Source organism: Candidatus Zixiibacteriota bacterium, assembly GCA_017999435.1.
GTDB lineage: Bacteria > Zixibacteria > MSB-5A5 > GN15 > FEB-12 > JAGNLV01.
On sequence record JAGNLV010000001.1, the window covers coordinates 1 to 11,729 of the forward strand.

An 11,729-nucleotide genomic window follows, 5' to 3' on the forward strand; every position below is an offset into this window, starting at 1 on the left:
TGTTTTTTCATCGGTCGGACCTAAAGCGCGGGACCGGGTTGCAGGTTATCGTGTTAGTGCCGGAGGCCGGACTCGAACCGGCACGGTCCTTACGGGCCAAGGGATTTTAAGTCCCTGGTGTCTACCACTTCCACCACTCCGGCAATCAATGACACGGCATGAAGTTAGGTGATGTTTTCGATGGGCACAAGGGACTTTTTATCCCGTGTGAGCGGCGGCCGATGTCTGTAAGCCACTGGCGTCGCACCGACTAGCAGAGGAATGTCTGCCACTAGCTTGCGGAAGGAAACAGTCGCAAATCGGTCACTTCGATACAAGAAGAAACCCACCCAGAGGGTGGGCATCCTGCTGCGCATGGGGACTTCTGCTGTCATCCGCTGCAGCTCTGGTTCTGTCGTGAGTGAGACCGGGCGCTTCGAAGATACGTGGCGCTATTTCCAGATCGCCATTGGAGAAAGCACTTGATTCTCTATCACTTGCCGCAACATAATCAGCATACCTGAGTCGCACAGAGTAGATAGACAGAGGAGTCACTAAAATGGACGGATTCACATCTGCCGCGAAGAAGAAACCAAATAAGAAAACTCAATTGAAGGAGATTGAACTTGCTGTCGGATGGCAGGTCTCGCACGCTTTTGTTCCAACTGTGGCACTCAAGCACAAGACCTTCCCGCTGGAGAGAGACACGGCTGACCTTCAGATCAATGTGAAGGCAATCGACATGCAGAGACACACGATCATCTTGGGGGGGTCAGGTTCTGGAAAATCTACATTTCTTGCTCGAATCATCGAAGAACTCATAAACAAGACAAAGTGTCGAGCTCTCATACTCGATCCAAACGCGGATTTTCGCCAGTGCAATCAAGTGGATGTTGGTCTTTGGACAAAGGGTGGAATGAAGTACGATCACACCTCAAAAGAAGGCAAGTTAACTTATGAGCGCGGACCGGAAATCTTCAGCGATTCATGGTCAAAGCAGAAGATCAGAGTGATTCTTCACGCTGGAGCAATCGACCGACGTGACGCGACGAATACATATCAACTCTACTGGCCAGACATTACGATTGAGGCTCTTTGCGAAGACGTTCCCACGACGCAGCAAGGTGATTTGGCATTGATTCATGAGTTCGTCCGGTCTCTTGCGTCGTTGGAACGGCTCAGCTCTCTGGTGAAGACAAAGACGACCGATCTTTGCTTCGAGGCACAGACTACTTACTCCCAAGTCGTCAGCGATCCTCAGGGCACTCGAGATCTGTTATACAGATCATACCCAAGAGATAGGATGGTGGAGCAGATTGCCGCAAGCAACGACACGCTCGCCAAAGGCATGGAGATAGTCTACGGGAGAACACTGTCTCCTGACGAAATCGATACGGAACATGCCAAGGCCGACCTGAAGCTCAGAATCGCCGGTGCCGTGGAGTCCTTGCTCAAGACACCCTCGCAGGTCAGTGATGATGTAGTTCACTACTACTTCTCCCGATGGCAGGCTCTCCTTAAGTTGGGATTTGTTCGGGAGTCTGGATATGTGGACAAGACGGTGATATCTGAACAGAAGCTCGTTGTATTGGATATGCCATCCTTTGCTGGCAAATCGGTTGCGGGAGTCTTTGCCTTTGACCTTCTGAATTGGGTCTGGGACCGCGCTTACCATGAGTGGGAACAGGCGATTATCGACAAGAGAGATGGCAGGAAGGATCTGCGAGTACCAACATTCGTCGTCGTCGACGAAGCACACAATCTCGCTCCAAGGCAACCGAGATCGGGTAGCGAGAAACTGGTGGCAGATTCACTCAGGAGAGTTGCTGCTGAAGGTCGCAAGTACGGCTTGTTTCTTCTGTGTGCTACACAGAGACCGGACAAGATAGATCCTGCCATATTGTCTGAATGCGAAAACGTGGCTCTCATGAGATTGGGAGGGGGGACTGAATTGAAGCGCCTGTCAGACGAATTCGGCTGGGAATTAACTCCATCGCATGTTGCCAAGCTAAGTGAGCTGTCGCTTGGTACAGGTTACATGATTGGTCCATGGGCGAGCCATGCAACTGGACGTTTCTATCTGCAGATTCGTCGAACAATCGAGGGCGGGGCAAGTCTTCCGAAGGAATGGGGAAGACACGAAATAGCAGTGGAAGATCAGAAGACCGCATAGCTTCTATCCTAGGCCGCAAGCTGCAGAAGTCATATGGAGTTGCGACGAAGTGCAAGTCTGACTGCGCGAAGAGCAACTGAAGGCTCATTGTGGACAGTCGTTCTCCCCAGTAAGAGTTTGTTGATGAAGAGTGCTGAGGTCGCCGCCGTCCGGACCGCTATCACATTCTATGCGTGCCTTGCTGACAGATGGGCGGCAAGCAGTGTTTCCCAACGTGGATCCGTATGCAAGGACTCAAGGTCAGCAATTTCTTGCGCTTTGTCCTGCGTTACGATTCCCTTTGCGATAGAGACCTTCAGGTATTCAAAGGCCTCATCTTTCTCACCCTGAAGTGAGGCTACACGTGCTAGCTCTAGTGCGAAGACACCGTTTGTCTCGCGGTTCCATTGTTTGAGTTGCGAGCTGAAACCCGAGAGGAGGGTCGAGGTGTCAAGACGCAATCGCTTGTTCACCCAAAGCAGATCAAAGTGAGCATCAATCCACTTGGCGCACAGATCTGGGTCTTGTGATGAAATCCTCCCTTGCAGCTGCTTTAGAGTACTCTCTATGGTCTCTCGACTCTCTTTCGGAGCCTTCTCAAGGTCGTTCACAGCTTGAACATACTTGTGATCTTCAGTCGGGTCCGCACCGATGTGCAATTCCGATTTCATGGCATTGGTCACCATATTGAAGTCACTCATGTAATCATATGCTCCATCAATAACATCCTTATAGGTGGAATACCCCTTTCTTTGCTCGAACAACCCGATTTCTACGATAACAGGAATGACACTAATATATAGCTCATAGGATATCGTAGTTTCATCGTATATTTCAAGATATTGGAGCCTCTTGGTTGGATCTGTGAGTACCGACTCAAGCTCGACACGCTCAATCTGCCAAGTCTCTCTGAGAAACTCTCTAAGAATAGCCAGCGTCTCAACAAATCTTGGGTCGCCCACATTTCTTACCCGCAAATGCGGATAATTTGTATCTCGACACAGAGTAGAGTACATCACAGTACTTATGTAGCTGAGCGAAAAGGCATTCTTTCGAAATCCGTCTCCAGTCGCAGTCCTCTCGATCAATTCACCTTGACACTCCTCAAACGGTCCCAATTCGTAATTCTCTCTGGATACGGTCAACAGTAGCCCTCGCTGAAGCATCTTTCCCAGAGCACGTAGAGTGTCTTCATTCCCATGCCCGAAAAGGCTGAGGTGATTGCAGACATCCTTCACTCTTACGGTGTATTGCTCCTGTTGATATACATATTGCAGAACCCTAATTCCAACTAAGCGATCTTTGTATTTAGGACCGAATCCGAAGACGTTTGCAATGTGCGGTTTGTTTGACCTAAGACCCCATGGATTCAGCATGTACCGTTCCAGAGAATGATCCGAGCGCAACACTTGGTCGGTCAGGTAACGTTCGTCCCATTGAGCCGCTATGTCTACGATACTCTGAGCAAATACAACTGCATCCCTGATTTGTATGCCAAAGTAGGAATCAAAGAAAGTCCTGAAATGTGGTCGTTTCAGCCTACTGTAAATGGCATTAAGGTTACTGATAAACACATCCGGTCTCTGAATGTTCTTGAGACGGTCTGCCAAGAGCGTCATGTCCTTGTCTTTCTCCTCAAGGTACACCCGTAGCCGCTCAAGAACGACCTCATAAGCTGTAGGACCAATATGCTCAACAACATCACCAGTGCTCCTGCGAGATCTCCAGTTGATTAACGTCTCTGGACGGCAGGCAGCAATCATGAGTGGGTATTGCTTCTGATTTACGTCCAGCAGGAGCGTAACAATTGCCTCCTGTACTTCCTGCGGTGACGCATCCAGGTTGTCAAACACAATAAACATACATAGATGCTCGTTCTTACAACGATGCTCTCTCAGCCATCCACAGAAATGCAAGACGAACTTCACAAGGTCGATTAGTGAATCGTCGGGAACTGCATCCGCAATCTGATGGAAGGATTTCGGGTGCTCTCTCTCTAGTCCATAGCGCAACATCGTAGTGAAGTAATCCTGCCGGGAGGGCCTTTCCAGCTGAAACAAGTGTTCTATGAAGGCTCTGTAGCGTTCTTCGAAAGAACCATTAAGTGACTGTTGCAACTCGCCAACAACCTCATTGAACACATTTTTGAACAATCCTGCGCGGCTCTTCAGCTGCTTTGGATCAATACTTAAGTAAAATTTCGGGCGATTAGGGTAGGAAGGGCATTCTTTGTCCAAGCTGCAATCCTTGCAACGTTCGAGGTAATTACTCCAAATGTAGCGCAGCTTATGAGTCTTCCCGCAACCTGTATCACCAACCAATATGACATTTGAGTCTGAAGGTGCATGAATGCGTTCCGTAAACACATGCTCGTATGTTAAACGATCTTCAGACTCCTTGTTCTTGGCCAAGAGAGTTCTCAACTTGTTGATGAATTCACCCCCAAGATTCTTGGCCTTGCCAAATGTTCCGCCCGAACCCTCCTCCCTGAATTCCTTCGCGATGTAAGTGTCAATCAGTCTATCAGGTATGTTGGGAGTCGAATCCAACCTTCCCTCATTGTCAAACGTCACTTGGAAGACTTGGTTTTTCAACTGGACATAGAGTTCTGCAAAAGCCTGCTCCGGCCTATCTTTGCCGGTGACCAGCCGCCATAGTGGAATTGGCTTGTTCTTACCGAGTGCTGCTGCCATAGGATTAACCTTCCATATGCCACGTTGCGCTGCAAATCGTTCTCTCGATATTGCGCATCACTTGTAGCGTTGCTTGATCCACCTTCTGTCGCCACAAAAGAACGCTACTCCTCTGCAAATCCGTTCCAACCTTAACAACCCGCATGCCTTCACCTCTACCAAGTCGAGATGATGTGCGAAGCACCAAGCGTACGACTGCTGCTGTTCACATCAAGACTTCTGGCACAGCCGTTTAGCGGTTCTCCTCAGTAGGCGACATATGGCTCGGCTGAAGAATGGGCTGAACCAAGTCTTGATACAGCAAACACACCATAGACACGCTGCTCAAGACGACAGGAGGTAAGATAGTCCCGTTCTGTGCACGAACCAAGCTGAAAGGAGGTGAACTTGGACATTTCCACACTCAAAGTCGTCGATGTGAGCAGACAAAGACATATGCCTAGAGTTTGACGCCTGTGACTGATTTGTGGCTGCTTTCTGTCCAAATCAATACAGGGCCATCCAAAGTGGCACTTGAGCTCACCGAAGCTACTTTGTTGCCGCATTGGCCATTGTGTTGTTGATCAATCAGATGTGAAGTCTTCTGGATTGCTTTTTAAGTCCCTGGTGTCTGCCATTCCACCACTCCGGCAGATATGTTTCGCAGCAACAAGTTACGCCGATCTGTATCGGAGCGCAAGAGAGTAAAAGTCCCTGGTGTCTGTATGGCATACCGATCTAATTCTCTGGGATCCAACCTCTTCTTGGCTGACCTACGGAGTAAAAGCGCGACCACAATTTGGCCTCATTAGCCATCTTCTTCGTGACTCTATGGTACGCTGCCTAGCTCAGCGGACAAGCCGTCTTTGTGGTCGGTATCAGCATCTTGGCGAGGGGCAAGTGCGCGTGGGGTGGGTTCAATGCTGCGACATAGCCTTTACGTGGATTTTGGACCAACGCTCGGTATTCGGAAGTATCCTTCGTCGTCAATCTCCGCGACTTTGTCGCGCGTGGATGGATAGCCGAGTGGCCAGCGCTCGAGTTCCACCGACGTGGTGTGCAGAAGGTGCAAAAAGGATCGTAAGCAAACGTACGCGGAAAGTTCCAGGTTGGCCATGTCGATGGGCTCTGGCCGTCTGAGTACCAAGCTGAACGACGTCGCGGTCTCGTTGAGATTGAATATCGTCTTCCCGTGACCCTCGTGTTTCTCGGCATCACGGATCCACTTCAGCAACGCGTACTCCGATGAATTGCGTAGCGCGTTACACTCGTCGGCCAATCGTTGCGAGTGCAGCCTAAGCGGTTTCACCAGCTCTCCGTAATTGAACCCCATGGTCTCCTTGCCTTTGAAGTCGAAAAACCAGCCGATGAATTTTGAGTAGATATCCAGTGACGACCTAAAAGAGTCCGCCAACGTGAAGCAGAAGAACGTGTCTACGTACGCCTTTGGCAATTCCGCACCGGTCGTGCGGCGCAGTTGAACCTTGCCAGTGAAATGCTCGACCGCGATGAAGAACGGATCCAGTCGCTCGATACAAGCCTCGTACTTATCCAACGCGGCGACATTCCGGAAGTACCGCGTCATGTGGAATACGGGTGGGCTCTGGCTGGAGTCGATGTAGCGGCGCACGCTCGTCGGCAGGCCATGCTTGGGTGAACCCAAAAGTGCGTCGACCTGGCGGAACTCAGCGCACATGTCGTCGACGATAGCTTGCGCGTCGATGTCGGTGAAATCTACCGCCATAATTCCATCGTGAGGGACTCTTAGGCCTGTGACCAATTTGTGACTGTAGCCGGTCACAATCGATACAAGTCAATACAAACCAATACGCGAGATTCCGCATGCTAATTCGTTCGCCAACAATGCATTGCCTTGTGAGTCAATCGCCTGCCGAATCGTCCTGATCGCTTTTTAAGTCCCTGGTGTCTGCCATTCCACCACTCCGGCAATTAATAGCCAAACAATAAGTTATACGGTCTGCGGTGCATACGCAAGAGCCAAAACGTCGCTGGTTGCCGTGGTATCCGCATGCGACAACCGCCTGAGCTGGTCGCCCACAGCTCTGCTGTGGGCCCTTGCCCCGGCGACCGCAAATGATCGAGCTGTAGTCCCTACTTGGGACGGCAGGGCGTGCCCTCACCGATGGACATCGTGGACATGACCGTGAGTGAATAACGTTAGGTTCGCACAGCAGAGCTATGGACTACCCGTTCAGGCAAGCGGCAAATCCGATCAGACGTGGGAATACGAACGCTTGACACGGCCCCGTCGAAAGCGTCACCTTTCCCCCTACCAGGAGGCCAAAGCAATGGCGGATTCATTTCACGAACGGGTGATCGCGGCCCTCAAGCGCATTCCCAAGGGGCGGGTGGCGACCTATGGTCAGATCGCCGCGCTGGCGGGCAACCCGCGAGCGGCGCGACAGGTCGTGCGGGCGCTGAATACGTCCAGCCGGACCGAGCGTCTCCCCTGGCACCGGGTGATCAACGCGCAGGGGCGGATCGCACTCCCGCGGGGCGGAGGATTCGAGATGCAGCAGGCGATGCTGCGCGACGAAGGAGTGGTCACCGATGAATTCGGCTGTCTCGATTTGGCGAAGTACCAGTGGCGGCCGCGCTCCTAGCGGCGGCTGAGACGTTAGCTAATGCTCCTCTTCGGACTCTTCGGGCTCCTCGGGCTCTTCAGGCTCGCCCGCCTCGTCGGCGCTTTCGGCCCCCTCGACATCGACCAGCCGGGCTTTCTTCCACGTCTCGCCGAGAACCGCGGTGGCCTCGACATCGGCGGCAACCACGAACTCCTCGGGGACAAACACCGAGTATCCGCCGCCGGCCGCGGAATACGACGACACCCCCATTTGGCCGGTCACACCAAAAAAGCCGACGCCCGAGCGGATGACATTCGGGATGCCGCGCGACTGCAGGACGCCGGCCAGCATCTGCGCATACTCGCGCGAGGTCAGGCGGCCCAGATGCACCCAGTCCATGGTTTCGTCCGACAGGTCCTCCCCCTCGTCGAGCGGCGGCAGGGCGGCCACCAGCTTCTCCTCGCAGTCGGGGCAAACCGAGACGTTGGGTTCATACTCGAAACGGCACTTGGGACAGAACGGCATACGCGACCATCCTTGCATGAGTGTCGGGCGATCCACAGGCCCTCGCGACCGGGCGCCCGCACACCCATGATACTCCCCCGCCCGCATGGTATTCAATCGAAAACTGCGGCCCGGCGGACCTAGCCGAACAGCCCGCGCACGGCCGCGAGAAGGTCCAGGAGCACGACGGCGGAGACGACGATGACGGCGATGAGGATCCATCGCACGAAGGTTGCGCCGCGCCGGACCGCCAGGCGGGCGGCCACCCAGGCGCCGAGCATGTTGCCGACCGCCAGCACCAGTCCCGGCAGCCAGGCCACCTGGCCGTTGATGATGAACACGACAAGGGCGAACGCGGTGAACGCGAGCACGATCAGGTTCTTGACGGCGTTCGCCCCGACCAACTCGTACCCCGAGACCAGCACCAGCCCGGCCAGCAGGAATATTCCCACCCCCGCCTGGATGAAGCCGCCGTAGATCCCGATGAGGAAAAGGACCGCCACCTGCAGCCATCCGGGCCGCCGCCCCAGCATCTCCGGCCTTCCCGTAAGCCAGCGGCGGGGGCGGACAATCACCACCCCGAGCATGACGACCATGAGGACGCCGATCACCGTCTCCATCGCGTCCTCGTTGAGATTGACGGCGATCTGCGCGCCGAGGACCGCGCCGGCGATCGCCGGCAGCGCCAGCAGCAACCCCCGCCGCAGATCGACCGCCTTGTCGCGGCGGAACCTGTCGACGGCCACGACCGTCTGCAGGAGGATCGCGACCCGGTTGGTGCCGTTGGCGACGTTGGCCGGCAGGCCGAGGAAAATCAGCAGCGGGAGACTGATGAGCGAGCCGCTGCCGGCGAGCGTGTTGATGAACCCGCAGCCGAATCCGGCGGCGATCACCAGCGGATAGAGATACCATTCCATCGCGTCTTTTTCCCCGGGGACAGCGGCTAGATCTGCACCGTCAGCCACTTCCCCTTGCGGTAATACCAGTACATGGCCCCGGCCGACAGCACTCCCGAGCCGGCCAGGGTCCACCAGATCGCCTCCTGCGGAAGGGCCAATACCTTGACCAGCAGGAGGATCGGCAGCACCTGCAGAAACCATCCGTGGACCATGCTCACCACCATCGCCGGCGTGTTGAGGCCGACGCCCGAATGAATCTGCACCAGCATCTCGTAGGCCCCGAAGACCGGGAACGAGAGCGCGAATATCCGCAGCAGTGTTATCCCGTGGCCGACGGTCTCGGGAGCATCAAAGAAGAGCCGCATGATCGGCCCGGCGAAGACAAAGACGATCGCGCCGTACAGCGTCAGCACAGCCATGCCGAGCAGCACCGACCGATCGCCGGTGATGCGCGCCCGCTGCGTTTTGCCGGAGCCGACCGTGTGGCCGATGAGCGACGACAACCCGAGCCCGATCCCGACAAGCATCGAAATGCCGAATCCGAACACCTGCAGTCCGACGCCGTAGGCGGCCACCACTGCCGTGCCGAAAATCGCCACCAGCGGCGTGATGACCAGGCGCGAACCGGAGAACGACAATTCGCCGAACAGCGAGGGGATCCCGATTCGCACGATTCTCCACATTGTGGTCAGGCCGACCCGCGTCTGCCCCCGCAGCGTGAGCCGGACATTCGCCGCCCCCCCGTAGAACAGCCCGAGACCGACCAGGAGCGTGAGCGCGAAACTCCCGACCGAGGCAACCGCCGCCCCCCGGATTCCCATCGCCGGCAGGCCGAACCAGCCGAACATGAGCACCGGGTCGAGCCCGATATTGAGCAGGTTGGAGCCGAGCATGAGGATCATCGCCATGTTCGGATTGGCCACCCCGCGCATGGCCGTGAAGATCGTGTAGGTCGCGTACATGACGGGCACACCGAGGAACATGATCCGGCCGTATGCCACGCCCATGGCGAGCGCCTCCCCCTCCGCGCCGACCAGGCGGAGCATCGGCTCAGCGAACCGCCATCCGGCCAGGCCGAAAACCGCCCCGAAAACGAGCTTCAGCAGCAGCGATTCCTTGATCGCCCCCGCCGCCGCGTCGAAATCTTTCTCGCCGTAGCGCCGCGAGATCACGGCCACCGATCCCGGCCCGACCAGGTTGTTGAACGAGAAGACGACCCAGAGGATGTTGCCGAAAAACGTGACCGCCGCCACCCCCGCCTCGTTCTGCGGAAGACGGGCGACCCAGAAAGTGTCGGCGAACGTGTAAATGCTCTGGCTGAGAAACCCGAACATCGACGGCAGCCCCATTTTGAGGATGGCGCCGAGGATCGAGCCTTCGGTGTAATCGGTGCGCTTCTGCTCAGGGGCCGGCTTCATGGTGTCATTCGCCGAGGCAAATGGCCCAAGATACGCTCCCCGGGCGGCCTTGGCAACGAGGCGACCGGCCCCGCCGCGAAAAAGCCCGCGGGCGCGGGCTTCAATATGGTGGTGGGGGGAGGATTCGAACCTCCGAAGGCTTCGCCGACAGATTTACAGTCTGTTCCCTTTGGCCGCTCGGGAACCCCACCGCAACTCGGACTGACTTGTCAATGCCCCGCTTGCCCGGCGCCGGCCCCAGGGGAACCGACCGCCGGCCGAGGCAGACCCGATAATACCTATTCCCCTCCCCCCCGTCAACACCAAAAGCGCTCAAAATGCACGCGCCGGTCTAACCGGCAACCGGAGTCTTCTCCCCCGCCTCGCGACGGGCCCAACGTCCCGCAACTGCGTGCGACACCCGGCCAACGAACCGGTTGGCCCGGGGAAACTCGCGGGTGAGGTCGGTCCGCAACGTTTGCAGAGCGGCGCGGTGCCCGCCCCGCGTCCGCCGGAGTCCCTCGATCCCCACCACGGTTCCGGCCGCGCCCAAAAACGCCAGCAGCCCCGAGACGATTACGATCAGCGCCCGTGGCGGCGACGATTCCCGGGTCGGCCGGGAGGGCTGGTCGAGAATGCGCACCACCGGCACGTCCTTGCGGGCGTCAAGCTTGGCAATCTCATACTCCTGCAGCAAATAGAGACAGGCCTGGGTGCGCGTTTCCACCTCCCGCTGCAGGCGGCCGAGGATCAGGGCCACCTCCGGATCCCCGGCGGTCATCCAGTCCCGGTTGGCCGACTGGAACGCCGCCAGCGAATCCTCCGCCGCCGCCAGCCCGCCCTGCCGCTCGGCCAGCTCGCGGGCCAGGTACTCCGCCCGCTCACCCGCCTGGGTGCGGCGCTTGTGAAGGTTGAACGACTCGAGCTCGGCGAGGTACCGCCGGAGGACCGCCTGCGACAGCGCGGGCGACCGGGTCTCGACGCCGAGATCGATTACGCCGGTCTTCTTGTCCAGACGCACCGTCGTAATGTCCCCCAGCGCCGCGCGGAGTCTGTCCGGATCCGTCTCATCCAGATATGCCGCCAGCGTCGTCTGCCGCACCTCGCCGTCGTCCTCATACTCATATTCCGGCGCGAGGACCGCATCCCGAATCGTGTGCGATGCCAGGATCACCGGGTACAGCTCCGAGCCGTCGTCGGCCGGAGTGATCATCCCCGACAGCCCGGCGAGGCTTTTCAGGTCGGCCATCTTGTCGATCCCGCCGGAGGGCAGGATGGACGCGGTCGAGACGTACTTGTTCGGGATCAGCAGGCTGGTCGCCCCGGCCAGGAGCATCGCCCCGCACGTGATCAAACCGATCAGCCGTTTCTTCCGCACGAGCAAGGCGGCCATTTCAAACGGGCTGATCGCCTCCCCCGCCTGGCTCGTCGTGCTTTCGCAGTCTCTGGTTACGGTCAATCGCCTGGTCATTTCGGACTCCTTCATATTCATCGCCGCCGGCCGCCGGTCCTGAGGCGGACATTTGCCATCATTTGTTATC

Annotated in this window: 8 protein-coding genes and 2 tRNA genes; 2 read left to right on the top strand and 8 right to left on the bottom strand. The window is 56.7% G+C overall.

Annotated features, from left to right (window positions below):
• Positions 1-57: 57 nt before the first annotated feature.
• A tRNA-Leu gene (locus KA261_00005) sits at positions 58-143 on the bottom strand.
• Between the two features lie 395 nt (positions 144-538).
• Here KA261_00005 and KA261_00010 point away from each other — a divergent pair.
• Positions 539-2,152 carry an ATP-binding protein gene (locus KA261_00010; GenBank protein ID MBP7696173.1) on the top strand — a complete coding sequence of 538 codons (1,614 nt, stop codon included), beginning with the start codon at positions 539-541 and terminating at the stop codon, positions 2,150-2,152.
• Between the two features lie 167 nt (positions 2,153-2,319).
• On the opposite strand, the gene KA261_00015 is transcribed toward KA261_00010, so the two are convergent.
• A complete protein-coding gene (locus KA261_00015) occupies positions 2,320-4,824 on the bottom strand; it encodes a hypothetical protein (GenBank protein ID MBP7696174.1) in 2,505 nt (834 codons plus the stop codon).
• Positions 4,825-5,740: 916 nt separating this feature from the next.
• Complete coding sequence (locus KA261_00020; GenBank protein MBP7696175.1) at positions 5,741-6,547, bottom strand: hypothetical protein; 807 nt, start codon at positions 6,545-6,547, stop codon at positions 5,741-5,743.
• Positions 6,548-7,112: 565 nt separating this feature from the next.
• On the opposite strand from KA261_00020, the gene KA261_00025 reads away from it, so the two are divergent.
• The gene (locus tag KA261_00025) at positions 7,113-7,427 is read left to right on the top strand and encodes a methylated-DNA--[protein]-cysteine S-methyltransferase (GenBank protein ID MBP7696176.1); all 315 of its coding nucleotides are present in this window, start codon (positions 7,113-7,115) and stop codon (positions 7,425-7,427) included.
• 18 nt (positions 7,428-7,445) lie between these two features.
• On the opposite strand, the gene KA261_00030 is transcribed toward KA261_00025, so the two are convergent.
• The 5 genes from KA261_00030 to KA261_00050 form a co-directional block, all read right to left on the bottom strand.
• Positions 7,446-7,913, bottom strand: coding sequence for a hypothetical protein (locus tag KA261_00030; protein MBP7696177.1), 468 nt, complete (start codon positions 7,911-7,913; stop codon positions 7,446-7,448).
• A 119-nt stretch (positions 7,914-8,032) separates the two neighbouring features.
• The gene (locus KA261_00035) at positions 8,033-8,809 is read right to left on the bottom strand and encodes a sulfite exporter TauE/SafE family protein (protein ID MBP7696178.1); all 777 of its coding nucleotides are present in this window, start codon (positions 8,807-8,809) and stop codon (positions 8,033-8,035) included.
• Between the two features lie 26 nt (positions 8,810-8,835).
• Positions 8,836-10,209, bottom strand: a complete 1,374-nt coding sequence (locus KA261_00040) for an MATE family efflux transporter (GenBank protein MBP7696179.1) — start codon at positions 10,207-10,209, stop codon at positions 8,836-8,838.
• A 106-nt stretch (positions 10,210-10,315) separates the two neighbouring features.
• Positions 10,316-10,400 (bottom strand) — tRNA-Tyr (locus tag KA261_00045).
• 140 nt (positions 10,401-10,540) lie between these two features.
• Positions 10,541-11,659, bottom strand: coding sequence for a hypothetical protein (locus tag KA261_00050; GenBank protein MBP7696180.1), 1,119 nt, complete (start codon positions 11,657-11,659; stop codon positions 10,541-10,543).
• Positions 11,660-11,729: the final 70 nt, after the last annotated feature.

Bases quoted from the DNA above. Each gene is read 5' to 3' on its own strand.
- KA261_00035 (MBP7696178.1), bottom strand. From the start codon at position 8,809: ATGGAATGGTATCTCTATCCGCTGGTGATCGCCGCCGGATTCGGCTGC.
- KA261_00050 (MBP7696180.1), bottom strand. From the start codon at position 11,659: ATGACCAGGCGATTGACCGTAACCAGAGACTGCGAAAGCACGACGAGC.
- KA261_00030 (MBP7696177.1), bottom strand. From the start codon at position 7,913: ATGCCGTTCTGTCCCAAGTGCCGTTTCGAGTATGAACCCAACGTCTCG.
- KA261_00015 (MBP7696174.1), bottom strand. From the start codon at position 4,824: ATGGCAGCAGCACTCGGTAAGAACAAGCCAATTCCACTATGGCGGCTG.
- KA261_00010 (MBP7696173.1), top strand. From the start codon at position 539: ATGGACGGATTCACATCTGCCGCGAAGAAGAAACCAAATAAGAAAACT.
- KA261_00020 (MBP7696175.1), bottom strand. From the start codon at position 6,547: ATGGCGGTAGATTTCACCGACATCGACGCGCAAGCTATCGTCGACGAC.
- KA261_00040 (MBP7696179.1), bottom strand. From the start codon at position 10,209: ATGAAGCCGGCCCCTGAGCAGAAGCGCACCGATTACACCGAAGGCTCG.
- KA261_00025 (MBP7696176.1), top strand. From the start codon at position 7,113: ATGGCGGATTCATTTCACGAACGGGTGATCGCGGCCCTCAAGCGCATT.